General features: G+C 63.8%; 12 protein-coding genes. 4 read left to right on the forward strand and 8 right to left on the reverse strand.

What is annotated here, in order from left to right:
* The 4 genes from glgA (at window position 1) to BCA01S_RS13520 (ending at window position 4763) form a co-directional block, all read left to right on the forward strand.
* Window positions 1–1461, forward strand: a complete 1461-nt coding sequence (gene glgA / locus BCA01S_RS13505; RefSeq protein WP_027777341.1) for a glycogen synthase GlgA — start codon at window positions 1–3, stop codon at window positions 1459–1461.
* Window positions 1462–1723: 262 nt separating this feature from the next.
* Complete coding sequence (pdxY, locus tag BCA01S_RS13510; RefSeq protein ID WP_020069874.1) at window positions 1724–2590, forward strand: pyridoxal kinase PdxY; 867 nt, start codon at window positions 1724–1726, stop codon at window positions 2588–2590.
* Window positions 2591–2744: 154 nt separating this feature from the next.
* The gene (locus BCA01S_RS13515) at window positions 2745–3206 is read left to right on the forward strand and encodes a hypothetical protein (RefSeq protein WP_020069875.1); all 462 of its coding nucleotides are present in this window, start codon (window positions 2745–2747) and stop codon (window positions 3204–3206) included.
* Between the two features lie 405 nt (window positions 3207–3611).
* Window positions 3612–4763, forward strand: a complete 1152-nt coding sequence (locus BCA01S_RS13520) for a branched-chain amino acid ABC transporter substrate-binding protein (protein ID WP_027777342.1) — start codon at window positions 3612–3614, stop codon at window positions 4761–4763.
* An 8-nt stretch (window positions 4764–4771) separates the two neighbouring features.
* Here BCA01S_RS13520 and BCA01S_RS13525 read toward each other — a convergent pair whose 3' ends face one another.
* From BCA01S_RS13525 to hutC, 8 genes are all read right to left on the reverse strand, one after another.
* Entirely contained in the window at window positions 4772–6691 is a 1920-nt protein-coding gene (locus BCA01S_RS13525; protein ID WP_027777343.1) for a DUF3857 domain-containing transglutaminase family protein, read from the reverse strand.
* Between the two features lie 32 nt (window positions 6692–6723).
* Window positions 6724–7389 (reverse strand): hypothetical protein, encoded by a 666-nt coding sequence (locus tag BCA01S_RS13530; RefSeq protein ID WP_027777344.1) that lies wholly within the window; start codon window positions 7387–7389, stop codon window positions 6724–6726.
* Window positions 7390–8162: 773 nt separating this feature from the next.
* On the reverse strand, window positions 8163–8975 hold the full coding sequence (hutG, locus tag BCA01S_RS13540; protein ID WP_027777345.1) for an N-formylglutamate deformylase: 813 nt from the start codon (window positions 8973–8975) through the stop codon (window positions 8163–8165).
* Window positions 8976–9041: 66 nt separating this feature from the next.
* Window positions 9042–10439, reverse strand: a complete 1398-nt coding sequence (locus BCA01S_RS13545) for a formimidoylglutamate deiminase (RefSeq protein ID WP_027777346.1) — start codon at window positions 10437–10439, stop codon at window positions 9042–9044.
* A 15-nt stretch (window positions 10440–10454) separates the two neighbouring features.
* Window positions 10455–11684, reverse strand: coding sequence for an imidazolonepropionase (gene hutI / locus BCA01S_RS13550; protein WP_027777347.1), 1230 nt, complete (start codon window positions 11682–11684; stop codon window positions 10455–10457).
* Window positions 11685–11768: 84 nt separating this feature from the next.
* The gene (locus BCA01S_RS13555) at window positions 11769–12449 is read right to left on the reverse strand and encodes a HutD/Ves family protein (protein WP_027777348.1); all 681 of its coding nucleotides are present in this window, start codon (window positions 12447–12449) and stop codon (window positions 11769–11771) included.
* A gap of 2 nt (window positions 12450–12451) precedes the next feature.
* Window positions 12452–14140 carry a urocanate hydratase gene (gene hutU, locus BCA01S_RS13560; protein WP_027777349.1) on the reverse strand — a complete coding sequence of 563 codons (1689 nt, stop codon included), beginning with the start codon at window positions 14138–14140 and terminating at the stop codon, window positions 12452–12454.
* A 64-nt stretch (window positions 14141–14204) separates the two neighbouring features.
* Complete coding sequence (gene hutC / locus BCA01S_RS13565; protein WP_027777350.1) at window positions 14205–14900, reverse strand: histidine utilization transcriptional repressor HutC; 696 nt, start codon at window positions 14898–14900, stop codon at window positions 14205–14207.
* Window positions 14901–14996 lie beyond the last annotated feature (96 nt).

Here is a 14996-nt window from a genome sequence, read left to right on the forward strand (position 1 = left end):
ATGACGATTCGCGCCCTGCACGTCGCAAGCGAGCTGTATCCGCTCCTGAAAACAGGCGGTCTCGCCGACGTCGCGGGCGCATTGCCGTCCGCGCTGGTCGAACGCGGCGCCGACGTCCGCGTGCTGCTGCCCGGCTTCCCGTCGGTGGTCGCCGGCTTGCACGACGTGCGCCCGGTCGCCCAACTCGGCAGCCGTTTCGGTGCGCCGGGCGTCACCCTCGAACAGGGCACGCTGCCGTCGAACGGACTGATCGTCTACACGATCCGCGCGGCCACGCTGTATGACCGGCCCGGCAACCCTTATCTGAACGACGAGCACGTGCCATACGGCGACAACGCACAGCGTTTCGCACTGCTCGGCTGGGTCGCCGCGCAACTCGCGCAACAGCTCGATCCGGCCTGGTCGCCGCAGATCGTCCACGCGCACGACTGGCATGCGGGACTCGCCGCCGCTTATCTGAAAGCCGCCGAAAGGCAGCATGGCCGGGCGCCTGCGCGCAGCGTCTTTACGGTGCACAACCTCGCTTACCAAGGCGTTTTCCCAGCGCACCAGTTCGGCCAGCTCGGCCTGCCCGACGATTTTTTCAGCATGTACGGCGTCGAATTCTATGGACAGCTGTCGTTTCTGAAGGCGGGGCTTTACTACAGCGACCGCATCACGACCGTGAGCCCCACATATGCGCGCGAAATTCAGACGCTGGCTCAAGGCGGCGGACTCGATGCTCTTTTACGCAACCGCTCGCACGACCTGTCCGGCATTCTGAACGGCGTCGACTATACGGTGTGGAACCCGGCGAGCGACGCGCTCCTCGAAAATCGCTACGCCTCCACGCGGCTCGCCGGGAAACTGGCATGCAAGGAGGCGTTGCAAAAGCGCTTCGGTCTCGCGCAGAAATCCGACGCGCTGCTGTTCGGCGTGGTGAGCCGCCTCACCGAGCAAAAAGGCCTCGACCTGCTGCTCGAAACCGTGCCGGAAATCGTCAAACGCGGCGGCCAGCTGGTCGTGTTCGGCACCGGCGACCCGGCGCTCGAGAACGGCCTGAAACGCGTCGCGCAGACGCATCCCGATTCGGTCGCGGTGGAACTTGGCTTCGACGAAAAGCTCGCACATACGATCATCGCGGGCAGCGACGTGGTTGCCGTGCCATCGCGTTTCGAGCCCTGTGGGCTGACGCAGCTTTACGCGCTCGCCTACGGTTCGCTGCCGCTCGTGCATTGCGTCGGCGGTCTCGCGGACACTGTGGTGGACGCATCGCTGGAAAATCTCGCCGAAGATCTCGCCACCGGTTTCGTCTTCGAGCACTTCCAGCCGCGCGGCCTCACCGCCGCGATTCGCCGGGCGTTCGCGCTCTACGGCCGGCGCACCGAATGGAAAGCGGCGCAGCGGCGCGCGATGCGCCAGGACTTCGGCTGGGGCGCTTCCGCGGACCGTTACCTCGCGCTGTATCGCGAGCTTTGCTGAGGCGGTGCCTGCCTGAGTTGCCGGGCCGCAAACAGCGCGGCGCCGCGCATCTTTGGTGATGGTTCCGCGCAACAACACGGGGACGGATCAACTGTCCCGCGCCAAACTCATGTATTGTTTCCTGACAATGCAGACCGTGCATTATTCTTGCAGCGTCTGAAGCAGTCCTGCGCGCGCGGCATTCGGCTCATGCCGAGGCACCGTCGCCGCGCATCCCTCCCGTTTTCACCGATCGCGCACGAACGACTGCGCGAGCCATACCATGACGAAGAACGTTCTGAGCATTCAGTCACATGTCGTTTTCGGGCACGCGGGCAACAGCGCCGCCGTATTCCCGATGCGTAGGCTTGGCGTAAATGTGTGGCCGCTGAACACCGTGCAGTTCTCCAACCACACGCAGTACGGCCATTGGACCGGCACGGCAATCAATGCCGCGCAGATGGAAGAGCTCGCCGAAGGCATCGGCGCAATCGGCATGCTGCCGCGCTGCGACGCCGTGCTCTCGGGTTACCTCGGCACGCCGGAACAGGCGCAATCGGTACTGGAAATCGTCAAGGCCGTAAAGGCCGCGAATCCGCGCGCGTGGTACTTCTGCGATCCGGTGATGGGCGCTGCGAGCGGCTGCAAGGTCGAGCCGGGCATCCAGGAATTTCTCGTGAACACCATGCCGGAGATGGCCGACGCAATGGCGCCGAACCATACGGAGTTGCAGCGGCTCGTGGGCCGCGAGATCGAGACGCTCGAAGAAGCCGTCACCGCGTGCCGCGAGATCATCGCGCGCGGGCCGAAGCTCGTGCTGGTCAAACATCTGCTCGATCGCAACAGTCCCGCCGACCGTTTCAACATGCTGGTCGTCACCGAACGCGAGGCGTGGATGTGCCAGCGCCCGCTCTATCCGTTCGCGCGGCAACCGGTCGGCGTCGGCGATCTGACGAGCGCGGTGTTCGTCGCCCGCACGCTGCTGGGCGATACGATTCGCGCGGCGTTCGAGCACACGCTCGCGGCAGTCAACGCCGTCGTCAAGCTGACCTGGCAAGCCGGGCGCTATGAGCTCGAACTGGTGGCCGCGCAAAACGAAATCGCGCAACCCCGCGAGTGGTTCGACGCATGGGTGGCGGAGACCGCATAGCCGCTGCGCTTGCCGCAGGCGGAAACGCGATGCTGTGCCGCATGGAACCTTGGCGGCCGGCCGGTCGTCCTATAATGCGTGCCGCGTGCGCGAAGCAACGCCTCACGCGCGCAGCAACTTTTTCAGGCACCGGCATTCAGCAGACGAGGCATCGATGGACGGTTATATCCGCAGCGAGCGGGAAGAGTATTTCGAGCAATTGTGTATCAGCGTCGACGCAGACGAGGTGCACGAACAGGAAGCCATCGAGTTCTTCGAGAACCAGTTCGACCAGGCCGACTTCGATCCCACACAGTGGCTCGACATCGCGCTTTACTACTCACCGGCGGTGGCGCGCGGCATCATCGACATGGTGACGCCCGACGACAAGGCGCGCAGCAACATCGCCGAAGTGATCGCCGACAACCTCGATATCTCCTATGGCGAAGACGAGTGCGAGCAGTTTGCCGAGACCATCGAGTTCGCGCTGAACAACGGCGTGCCGGTAGATCTCGACCTCGTGCTCGACGGCTGCCAGCGCGCGATCGACGATCTCGACACATGGGCTGACGACGAAACCAAGGCGCCCCTGCTGCGTCTGCGCGAAGAAGTGCTGCGCCAGCAAGGCGAGCGCTAGAGCCAGGCGCACCGCTCGACGCAACAAGCGTTGCGTAGCGTTTCTCTTTGCTCACCGCCGTTGCATGCCGCCCAGACGCGGCATCAGGCCGCACATGCGTTAAACGTCTCCCCTACGTGTCTTAAGCATGTGCGGTAATCCGCATCCCCGCCCCGCCGCGCGTCACGCGGCGCGCCCGCACGCGCGCGGCTTATGCCGAAATTCTCATCCAAAGCGCAGCGAACTGCCAAGACGGCGGCATATTGGCTTTCTATATTCGCGCCACATGACCGGCGTGCAAACCCGAGTGCGCGTATTCCAGCATTGTGTATCGCGAGCCATCGTCTTTAGTCTCTCGTTGCAAGCCGGACCACATCGTAGCCTTGCCGCTTTCATAACCTGGAACTGTCGAAGTAAGGAGAGACCATGAGTTTTAACAACACGCTCAAACCGCTTGCTCTGTTCGTTGGCGCCATGATCGCAGCCGCGCCGCTCGCCAGTTTCGCCGATGACCTGCCGGTGAAGATCGGTTTCGCCGCGCCGATGACCGGGGCCAATGCCGGCTACGGCAAGGATCTCGAGAACGGTGTCCGGCTCGCTATCGAGGAAGCCAACGCGCAGAAGATCAAGATCGGCGACAAGGTCGCGCAGTTCCAGATCGTCTCACAGGACGACCAGGCGGACCCGCGCATCGGCGTGCAGGTCGCGCAGAAGCTGGTGGATGCGGGCGTTTCGGTGGTGGTCGGCCACTTCAACTCGGGCACGACGATTCCCGCCTCGCAGGTTTATGAGCAGGCAGGCATTCCGGTCATCGACCCCGCCGCGACGAACCCGATCATTACCGGCCGCGGCTTTGCGAACACCTTCATGGTGATTTCCACGGACGCGCAAAATGCCGGCAACGCAGGCGTCTACGCAGTCGAGGTGTCGAAGGCGAAACGCATTGCGATCATCGACGACCGCACCGCATTCGGCCAAGGGGAAGCCGACGAGTTCGAGAAAGCCGTCAAGGCACACGGCGGCAACATCGTCGCGCGCGAATACACCGACAACCACGCGGTCGACTTCAGCACGCAGATCACCAAGATCAAGGCGGCGAACGCGGACCTGATTTTCTTCGGCGGGCTCGACACGCAGGCCGCGGGTTTCGCGAGGCGCATGAAGCAACTCGGCGTGACGGCGCAACTGGTGGGCGGCGGCGGCGTGGAGGATCCGGAGTTCATCAAGCTTGCCGGCGACGCAGCCGAAGGCGTGATGGCCTGGGAATACGGCCGTCCGCTCGCGCAACTGCCAGGCGGCAAGGACTTCTCCGCGAAGTTCAAGAAGCGCTTTGGCGGCGAAATCCTGTCGTATGCGCCGTTCGGCTACGACGGAGCGTGGGCCGCGATCAAGGCCATGCAGCAGGCCAAATCGACCTCGCCCGCCGATTACCGGCCGGTTCTGAAGGCGATCGACTTCGAAGGCGTGACCGGCAAGATCTCGTTCGACAACACCGGCGCGCTGAAAAGCGGCGCGTCGACGCTCTATCAGGTGAAGAACGGCGCGTGGGTTCCGATCGTGACCAAGAGCGGCTCCTGAGGGCGGCGCTACTTCGCGCTTACGGCCCCCGCAAGCTTCGCGGCCTTGACGACGATTTGCGCGTCGAGGTCGCGCTCGATCCGCACGAGATCGTCTTTCATCTGGGCAAACTCTGCGGGGGAGCACATCTGGTGTCCGAAGGCGGCGTGCAGTTGCCGCCTGATCTGCAGCACGCGCGCCCCGCGGTCGAACACATAGCGCGACGAGAAAGTCAGAAACCGGTTCTGCACGTCGGTGTCGGCGGGCGTGTCGGTCACGCCGGCGAAGCGCGGCAGCGTGATTTCGAGTGTCTCGTCGAAGTCTCCGCCAATGCACGCCCACGGCTGCGTGCGCACCGGCTCCGCGAGCCACGCCTGCACCTGCGAGCCCATGCCGCCTGAAAAGCTCGTGAGCGTCGGCATCGCCGTGGTGCCGTCGGTCCATACGAAATGCTCGACCTTGCCTTGCATCCACGTCGCGAACGGCCCGTCGGTTACCGCAACTTCGCCGGTACGTAACTGCGCGGTGCCATGCAGGCCGGTCTGCAACAGACGGCTGCCGGCAATCTGCTGCGTGCGCTGGCGCGAAGCGCGTCGAAAGACATTGCGTTCGATCTCCGCGGTAAAGCCCGTGTCTTCGACCCGGTACGCGTAGTCGGCAGTGCCGTTTTCATCGACGTCGATCTGCACGCGCGCGCGACGCTCGCGCGCCTGAGTGGCCGGCGTGCGCGATAGCACGCCCTCGCCGACCAGCAGCACCGGTCTGTCCATCGCCGCCGCCGGCAGGTAACCGAAGCCCACGCCGCCCGCCGTCGTGTCGGCATACAGCGAAAGATCAGGAATCCAGACGATCGCATGATTGATCGCGCTCGCGCCATAGCCCGGCACGTCCGGCAAGCTGTAGTACGGCCCGAGATTGAGCAGGACGGCCTCGCTGCGAATGCCGACGGCGGCCAGCAACGCGCTGTAAAGCGCGACGTGATCCTTGCAGTCGCCATAACGGTTACGCAGAATGTCAGCCGCCTTGTGTGGAATCGCCGCCGTCTCGCCCAGAAAGAGCGCGACGTAGCGGATATTCATGCGTACCCAGTCGTAAAGGATGTGCGCCTTCTCGCGCGGATCGGCGGCACGCGCGGTGAGCGACTGTGCAAGCTGCACGATGGCCGGATCGTTGAAGGTGGCGTCGGCCGCGGGTCCCCTATAACGTGCGGCGAAGCTCGCGAAGTCGGACACGGTCGACACCATCAGACGATCGCCCCAATTCGCGTAGCCGACGGCGCCCGCTTCGAGCCGCGCATACGGTCCGTGCCGGTAGTCGAATTCGTAGCGCGTGCGGCCGTTCGCCGTGACCGGCGGTAACGCGGTATAGCCACGCGCGTCGGCGTAGAGCGGCACCTCGGCGGGAAGATCGAAGATCAGGCGCTGTTCCTCGACGGGTTCGCTCGTCGGCTCTACGAGGTAAGCGAAGGTGCCCGCCTGCAACAGCTTTGCGCGCGTCTTGCGAAACGTGAGATGCACGCGCGAACCGGGCTCGACGCCGGGAAAAATAACCGTGCGCAACACGCCATCCTGAAAGCTCGGCGCGCCCGCCGAGCGCGGCTCCTGGATATCGCGGATCGCTTCTGGACCGACTGTGTGCGTCGCGCCGCCGGCGTCGATCGTCTCGGCCGCGAGCAGTTGCACCTGCTCGATGTCCTTGTTGAACCACACATAGCGTTGCGCGATGTCGTCCACGCCGCTTGTCGTGTTCGCGCGCAGCACGCTGTCGTCGTGTTCCTCGATCGAACCGTCTTTCTGGATCGTGAAGAGATGGACGTCGCGCTCAGTCGTGTAAGGCGCACGGTCGTCGCCCGATGGGTCCGATCGCGTGTCTGCAGCAAAAGCGGCGGCGGCCGCCGCGCACAAGGCGAGCGCGGCGGCGATCTGCGGGCACGCCCGGTAGCGCATCATCAACAATGTTTCTCCGCGCCGCCGGTCAATCATCAATCGCCTTCACCGAGTTGCCCGAGCAAAGCCTGGAGTCTCTCGACATGCCTGAGCAACAGATGCCGATGCTTCTCGATCTGCTCGAGCCGCCCGGCAAGATCGGCCTGGATCGGATCGTCCGCATCGGCAGCGGCAATCACGTCTTCCACTTTCGATCGCAACGACGCGAGTTCAACCGGCGCATGCACGATGTGCCGCTCGAAACGCCGAACCTCTTGCACCGCGAGTTCACGGACCTTGCGAAAATACGCCTGGCGTCGATGCGCTTCTGCGTCGATGCTTTCGTCTTCGATGCGTCTGGCAGGCGACGCCTGGCCAAAAATCGGCTCAGGCGGCCGCAGCACGGTCTTCTTCCGCACGGGATGCGCGGTGCCGCGAAACCGCGCGAGGGGCTGCTCATTGTCGATCGCCTCGCGCGCGTTGGGCGGGATTTCGGCTTCGGTGTGCGGCGTGTTCATCCAGCCATTCGGCAGACCCGTCACCGCTTCTATGCCACGCACGAACTCCTCGCTGAATTCGCGCTGGCCGGACAACATCAACTTCAGGTAGCTCGCGGAGAAAGTCATCATGCGAGCGAGACGACTGGCCGCGCCGACCTCGCGTGTCAACAGCACGAGATTCGCGCGCCAGACCGGGAGCAGCAATTCGTCGGAATCTTCCATCGCTGGGTCTTCCATCTTTTGCCCGATGTAGAGACGACGCCATTGCGAGCGTCATCGTTTTGAAAGGGTAGCCGTTGCACGGCCTCACTGGCAAGCGGCGCACGCGATCGCACACGGAGCTATGCATCGACCCGGCGCGCGTCGCTCAACGTCAATGCACATAGTCGCCTTGCCTTCGCCGCGCTGTTCGACACGTTGCATCGGGACGACGTTCCTGCTACGCGCGCGCCGATGTGGCATGCTTGCAAACCGTGCGGCATAGGTCGTGCTGCACTGCGAGTTTCCCAACACTGATTGAGGGTTTTGTAATGAAGAAAATTGTTCTGGCCATTGCCGCAGCCGCCGCTGCTCTCAGCGCAATCGCTCCCGCACAAGCTTATGAGCATCACCACCAGGTGTGCCATAAGGTGCACGTGCATCATCACTGGGAACGCCACTGCCGCTAATCGTTGCCCTCACCTCGAGGGACACGACGGCCGCCGCAAGCGCCATGCACCGCACGCGTCGCGTGCATCGCAAAGCCCCGCTACTTGCGGGGCTTTTTTTATCGACGGATTCGCGCGGCGCACAGTGATTCGTCAGATGCGGACGCCATAACGCCATACGTTGTGCGCGAAAGGCGCCGCGCGCAATCGCGGACACACGCTGTTACACCTTCGCGCTCTGGGCCGACGCGGGGAAGCTGCGCGAGACTTAAGCGCAACTCCGCGAACCGCGTGGAAATGATGGATGAGGTACGGAAAAACAGCAGGGCTGCGGCTGAGAGCCCGCGGTCAACAGGCCTTGACGCGCTCCGCTGCGGTGGCGACCAGTTGCTCGAGCAGCGGCTCGACCTTCGCTGCAAGGGCTTCGTCGTAGGCGTACGGCGGCTGTTCCTGCATATAGGTGATCTGGGACAACTCCAACTGCACCGCGTGCACCCCTTGCGAAGGCTGGCCGTAATGCCGCGTGATGTAGCCGCCCTTGAAGCGCCCATTAGCAACAGCCGAATAGTCGCCATGTCGCTCGACGACAGCCGCCAGTTCCTCGCCCAAACCCGCCACCGCGCTTGCGCCGTTCGAGGTGCCGAAATTGAAATCCGGCAAGCGTCCGTCAAAGAAGCGCGGCACATGCGAGCGGATCGAATGCGCCTCCCATAGCAGTGCCTTGCCATGGCGAGCTTTGAGCGCGGCAAGTTCGCCCGCCAGCGCGTTGTGATACGGCAGCCAGTAAGCGTCGCGACGGCGGGCCACTTCGTCCTCGTCCGGCAGATGGCCTTCCAGGTACAACGGCTCCTTGTCGAACGTATCGACGGGCAATAGTCCCGTTGTGTCCTGGCCCGGATAGAGGTTGGCTCCGTCGGGCGGACGGTTCAGGTCGATCACATAGCGCGCGTAACTGGGCATGAGAATCGACGCACCCATGCGTTTCGCGAACGCATAGAGCCGGTCGAGATGCCAGTCGCAATCGTCGGTGCGAAACGCTACGGGCGTCATCGTCGCGGCGATGTCGGCGGGGATCTCGGTGCCTACATGCGGGATCGAGATCAGCAACGGCAGGCTTCCTCGATGCAGCGTGAAAACCGGCGGAGTATTCGAAGCAGTCATGTCAGTTCTCTTTCGCAGGATCTTTGCAGTGACGCAGGCACGCAATGCACGATGCGGGGCTTTACGTCATTTCAGCAGGTCGGCGAGCGCCACGCGATAGCGCGCGTAAGCGCCCTCTTCGTCGCGATGCCGGCGATTGTCGACCACCTTGTCGCCGCCTGCGTACACATCGCGGATAGGCGTCTCGCCGTGCTCGCAGAATACAACGCCGGAGAGCCACGCGTTCGGCGCATGCTCGGCAATGCTCGCATGATTCGGGTCGAGCACCAGCCAGTCCGCGCGATGACCCGCTTGCAACGCGCCCGTCGCGCGGCCCGTAGCGTGCGCCCCGCCTTCAAGCGCCGCATCGAAAAGACGGTCCGCCACATACGGCGTTTGCGCCGACGCGAGCACGTTGCGCTGCCGGCGCGTCAAACGCTGCCCATATTCGAGCAGACGCAATTCCGCGCGCCAGTCGACGCCGATATGACTGTCCGAGCCGACGCCGATGCGCCCTTTCGCGTCGAGATATTCTTGCGCGGGGAAAAGGCCGTCGCCGAGATTCGCTTCGGTGGTCAGGCACAAACCGGCCACCGCGCCGCTCCTCGCGAGCGCAAGCGTCTCGTTGGCATCGACATGCGTGGCGTGCACGAGGCACCACCGGCTGTCGACGTCGAAACGGTCCAGCAGCCATTGGACCGGACGCGCGCCCTCTGTTTCCACGCAGGCGTCGACTTCGGCAGTCTGTTCGGCGATATGGATGTGAACCGGCGCACTGCCTTCCAGCCCACCGAGCAGTTCGCGCAACGATGGCTCGGAGACGGCGCGCAACGAGTGCGGCGCCACACCGTAGCGCAGTGCCGTATTTTCAGGCTGCGCGGCGCGCAGTGCACCGAGCAGTTCGAGCAGGCTATCGGGCGTATTGATGAAGCGCCGCTGGTCGTCGCGCGGCGCGCGCGCGCCAAAGCCGCTGTATTGATACAGCACCGGCAACATCGTCATGCCGATGCCGCTCGCGGATGCCGCATCCACCACGCGTTGCGCGAGTTCCGCCGGGTTGCCATACCGGCCGCCGTCCGGCGTGTGATGCACGTAATGGAACTCGCACACCGACGTGTAGCCCGCCTTCAGCATTTCGATGTAGAGCCATTGTGCGACGCTGGCCAGGCCCTCGGGTGAGATACGCGCGGCAAAGCGATACATCAGATCGCGCCAGCTCCAGAAGTTGTCGGCGGCGCCTGTAGCCGATGACGCGCGATATTCGGTCAGGCCGGCCATTGCGCGCTGGAACGCATGCGAGTGAAGATTCGGCATGCCAGGCATTACCGGACCCGCCGCTCTGGTCACGGACGCAGGCACGTCGCGTGTGTCGGGCTCGACCGTCGTCAGGTTTCCGTCGACGTCCCATTCCAGCAGTACGTCACGGCGCCAGCCGCCCGGCAGGTACGCGTGTTCCGCGAATAGCGATTGTTTTGCTTGTGTCATCTCTCAGGTCCCGGCTCAGTTCGCGTCGCGTGTCGAAGGACGATAAACAGTCTCGCCCGCGCGCACGACCCGCGCGCACAACGGACGCCCTATCCAGTAAGCCAATTCCGCAAGCGAATCGACCGACCATACCGCGAAGTCGGCCGCGCGGCCCACTTCGAGCGAGCCGTGCCGGTCCGCCTTGCCGAGCGCGAGCGCCGCATGCGACGTCACGCCCTTCAGTACTTCAGGCACGGTCATGCGGAACAGCGTGCTCGCCATATTCATCATCAGTAGCAACGAGGTGGTGGGTGATGTGCCGGGATTGCTGTCAGTGGAAATTGCAATCGGCACCTCGTAACGCCGGAGCAGATCGAGCGGCGGCAGCTGCGTCTCGCGAATGAAGTAGTACGCGCCCGGCAGCAACACGGCCACCGTGCCGGCTTCTTTCATTGCCGCGACGCCGGCTTCGTCGAGAAACTCCAGGTGATCCGCGGACAGCGCCCGATGACGCGCCGCGAGCGCCGTGCCGCCGCCGTTGGACAATTGCTCCGCGTGCATTTTCACCGGCAGTTTGTAACGCGCGGCGGCATTGAACACGCGCTCGCTCTGTTCGAGGGAAAAGCCTATGCGCTCGCAAAACACATCGACCGCGTCGACCAGACCTTCGTCTGCGAGCGCGGGCAGCATGGTGTTGCAGACTTCGTCGATATACGCGTCGGCGCGGCCCGCAAATTCGGGCGGCAATGCGTGCGCGCCGAGGAACGTGGTGTAGACCGTCACCGGATAGCGTTCGCCCAACTGGCGCGCGACGCGCAACATCTTGCGCTCGCTGTTCAGATCCAGTCCGTAACCGGATTTGATTTCGACTGCCGTCACGCCTTCGGCCAGCAATGGTTCGAGTCGCGCGGCCGATTGCCGGAACAACTCGTCTTCGGTCGCGGCACGCGTCGCGCGCACCGTGGACACGATGCCGCCGCCCTGCCGCGCGATCTCCTCATAGCTGACGCCGGCGAGGCGCTGCGCGAATTCATCGGCACGCTGTCCGCCATACACGAGATGCGTGTGGCAATCGACGAGCCCCGGCGTCACCCACGCGCCGTGCAGATTTTCGCGCGGCCACCCTGCGTATTCCGCGGGCAAACGCGCGGCCGCGCCGAGCCACACGATGTTGCCGTCTTCAACCGCGACCGCGGCATCGGGCAGCGTATGTTCGGGATCGCCCTGAGGGCACAAGTTCAGTTGATGCCAGACGGTTTGCTTCATCGCGTGCTCTTGCAGCTCGTTGCGTGTGTAAGGAGGTCCCCGCGCATGCGCTGCCGTGCGACGTCACGCACGCGCGAACCATGGTCATCGTTGCGTGTGGCGGATGCTGATGGCGAGGAGCGCGCCCGTGCCTTCCAGGTTGCATCGCAACGCGCTCGGCGTGTCGATGCGCAACGCGTCGCCAGTTTGCAGCCACTGCGGGTGCGCAGTAACGTTTGCATCATCGTGTGCATTGCCCAATGTGACGGCAAGCGGCCCATTCGCGCAGTAAAGCAACACGACGTCGGCGGACAACCTTCGTTCCCGCTGCGTCTCGTGCGGGGCAGCGCGCCACACTGCCAGCTCGCCCTGCGCCGAGTCGCGACGCACCATCAGATTGAAGTCGCGCGTCGCGCCGTCGACAAGCCGCGCGTCGATCGCCGTCTCACCACTGAAGCGCGCAATATCGAGCGGCCGGGTCAACGCGTGGGTCTTCACCGTGTGGTCCGGCTGGGCTTCATCGAGCAACATGCCCGCGCCGGACAACAACACGAGCGTGCGATCGATGCCCGCGAATCGCGAGAACGGCCCCGCTTGCGCGACATCCGCCACACTCACGCGCCACACGAACGTATCGAGCCCCGCATCCGCAGGAAACGCCGCTACTTCGCGCGTAAGCCCGCCGCCGTTTTTCCACGGTACGGCTACCAGTTCCGCGCCACGAATCAATGTAACGGCGCGGGCCGAGCCGCTTTCCACCGCGCCTGTGCTGCCCGCAAACGTCATGCTCAGCGGCCCAGCATCGGCAGATTGAGGCCCGCCTCGCGCGCCGTTTGCTGCGCGAGTTCATAGCCTGCGTCCGCGTGACGCATCACGCCCGTCGCCGGGTCATTGAACAACACGCGGCCCAAGCGTTCTTTCGCGGCGTCCGTGCCGTCCGCGACGATCACGACGCCCGAATGCTGGCTGAAGCCCATGCCGACACCGCCGCCATGATGCAGCGACACCCACGACGCGCCGCCTGCAGTATTCAGCAACGCGTTGAGCAACGGCCAGTCGCTGACTGCGTCCGAGCCGTCTTTCATCGACTCGGTTTCGCGATTCGGGCTCGCCACAGAACCGGTATCGAGGTGATCGCGGCCGATCACGATCGGCGCCTTCAGTTCGCCGTTCTTCACCATCTCGTTGAATGCCTGGCCGAGACGGTAACGATCCTTCACGCCGACCCAGCAGATACGCGCCGGCAATCCCTGGAACGCGATGCGCTCGCGCGCCATGTCGAGCCAGTTATGCAGATGCGGATCGTCGGGAATGAGCTCCTTGACCTTCGCGTCCGTCTTGTAGATGTCCTCGGGATCGCCCGACAGCGCGACCCAGCGGAACGGCCCCTTGCCTTCGCAGAAGAGCGGGCGGATATATGCCGGCACGAAGCCCGGAAAATCGAAGGCGTTTTTCACGCCCATTTCGAGCGCCATCTGACGAATGTTGTTGCCGTAATCGAGCGTGGCGGCACCGCGCTCCTGCAGCGTCAGCATCGCTTGCACCTGCCTCGCCATAGACTCTTTCGCCGGGACGACGATCGAATCCGGCGCGGTCTTCTGGCGCTCGCGCCAGTCTTCGACCTTCCAGCCTTGAGGGAGGTAGCCGTGAATCGGATCGTGCGCGCTCGTCTGGTCGGTCACGCAGTCCGGCGTGATGCCGCGCGTCACGCACTCGGCGAACACGTCGGCGGCGTTGCCGAGCAAACCGATAGACACTGCCTTGCCCGCCTGCTTCGCTTCTTCGAGCATGGCGAGCGCTTCGTCGAGTGTCTTCGCTTTCCTGTCCACGTAACGCGTCTTCAGACGGAAGTCGATGCGCGTTTCGTCGCATTCCACTGCGATCATCGAGAAGCCGGCCATCGTCGCGGCGAGCGGCTGCGCGCCGCCCATGCCGCCCAGACCGCCAGTCAGGATCCAGCGGCCCGCCGGATCGCCGTTAAAATGCTGGTTGGCCACCGAGAAGAACGTTTCGTACGTACCCTGCACGATGCCCTGGCTACCGATGTAGATCCAGCTGCCCGCCGTCATCTGGCCGTACATCATCAGGCCCTTGCGATCGAGCTCGTGGAAATGCTCCCATGTCGCCCAGTGCGGGACCAGATTCGAATTCGCGAGCAGCACGCGCGGCGCGTCTGCATGCGTGCGGAAAACGCCGACCGGCTTGCCCGATTGAATCAGCAGCGTCTCGTCTTCGTTCAGGTCCTTGAGCGAAGTAAGGATCTGGTCGAAGCAATCCCAGTTGCGCGCCGCACGGCCGATGCCGCCATAAACCACAAGCGCGTGAGGATGCTCGGCTACTTCGGGGTCCAGATTATTCTGGATCATCCGGTACGCGGCTTCCGCGATCCAGGTCTTGCAGGTCTTCTCAGCACCGCGCGGCGCACGGATCGTGCGGGTGGGGTCGAGACGCGGGTCGATGTGTTTCGGGTTGTTCATGGTGGCCCTCGGAATGCCTGAAGATGATCGGGATATGTCAGGGAAGAATCAGGGAAAGCGAAAATCAGAAATGTCCGGTGAAACGGTAACGGCTGCCCGGATGCCACAGATTCGCGATCGAAGCGACCTGGCTTTGCGACCAGGTTCGCCGATGCAGCACGAGGCAAGGCTCCAGTTCGTCCATGGTCAACAGCTCGCGGGTATCGCCGTCCGCCGCCAATGCCTCGATGCGATATTCGACGCGCTGCAACGGCGCGACCCGCACGAGATACTGGTTCGGCGTGGTGTTCGTGAAATCCTGCAACGTGTATTCGGGTGCGACAGCCGGATTGACCCAGCGCTCTTCAAGCTGCACCGGCTCGTCGTTTTCGAAATGAAGCACACGCGAATAAAATATCGGACTACCCGCGCTCACCTGCATTTCTTCGGCGAGCGCCGTATCGGCGATGCTCGCGCCAATGTGCAGCACCTTCGCCTGATAACGATGACCACGCGCGACGATTTCGTCGGAGATACTGCGGATCGCCACCAGCGTCGATTCGTACTTGGGACGGGCCACGAACGTGCCCGAGCCTTGCACACGCGTCAGCACCTGCTCCGAGGTCAACTCGCGCAGCGCGCGGTTCACCGTCATGCGAGCGACGTTGAATTCGCGTGCAAGCTCGTTTTCGGAGGGCACCTGGTCGCCTTCGCCCCATTCGCCCGCGTGAATGCGCGCGAGGATGAAGTCCTTGATGCCCTGATATGCAGGTGCGTTCATTGGCTGCTGTGTCTCATGGTCCGGTCGGAGCGCCTAGAGGCGCTGAGTGCCGCTCAGGGATGCTGAGTGGCGCCTCATTGCGCGTAGCCCCGCACT

It is taken from the genome of Paraburkholderia caledonica NBRC 102488, assembly GCF_000685095.1.
Lineage (GTDB): Bacteria > Pseudomonadota > Gammaproteobacteria > Burkholderiales > Burkholderiaceae > Paraburkholderia > Paraburkholderia caledonica.

Excerpts from the sequence above, each read along its gene's own strand:
- glgA (WP_027777341.1), top strand. The coding sequence starts at position 1 with ATGACGATTCGCGCCCTGCACGTCGCAAGCGAGCTGTATCCGCTCCTG.
- pdxY (WP_020069874.1), top strand. The coding sequence starts at position 1,724 with ATGACGAAGAACGTTCTGAGCATTCAGTCACATGTCGTTTTCGGGCAC.
- BCA01S_RS13515 (WP_020069875.1), top strand. The coding sequence starts at position 2,745 with ATGGACGGTTATATCCGCAGCGAGCGGGAAGAGTATTTCGAGCAATTG.
- BCA01S_RS13520 (WP_027777342.1), top strand. The coding sequence starts at position 3,612 with ATGAGTTTTAACAACACGCTCAAACCGCTTGCTCTGTTCGTTGGCGCC.
- BCA01S_RS13525 (WP_027777343.1), bottom strand. The coding sequence starts at position 6,691 with ATGATGCGCTACCGGGCGTGCCCGCAGATCGCCGCCGCGCTCGCCTTG.
- BCA01S_RS13530 (WP_027777344.1), bottom strand. The coding sequence starts at position 7,389 with ATGGAAGATTCCGACGAATTGCTGCTCCCGGTCTGGCGCGCGAATCTC.
- hutG (WP_027777345.1), bottom strand. The coding sequence starts at position 8,975 with ATGACTGCTTCGAATACTCCGCCGGTTTTCACGCTGCATCGAGGAAGC.
- BCA01S_RS13545 (WP_027777346.1), bottom strand. The coding sequence starts at position 10,439 with ATGACACAAGCAAAACAATCGCTATTCGCGGAACACGCGTACCTGCCG.
- hutI (WP_027777347.1), bottom strand. The coding sequence starts at position 11,684 with ATGAAGCAAACCGTCTGGCATCAACTGAACTTGTGCCCTCAGGGCGAT.
- BCA01S_RS13555 (WP_027777348.1), bottom strand. The coding sequence starts at position 12,449 with ATGACGTTTGCGGGCAGCACAGGCGCGGTGGAAAGCGGCTCGGCCCGC.
- hutU (WP_027777349.1), bottom strand. The coding sequence starts at position 14,140 with ATGAACAACCCGAAACACATCGACCCGCGTCTCGACCCCACCCGCACG.
- hutC (WP_027777350.1), bottom strand. The coding sequence starts at position 14,900 with ATGAACGCACCTGCATATCAGGGCATCAAGGACTTCATCCTCGCGCGC.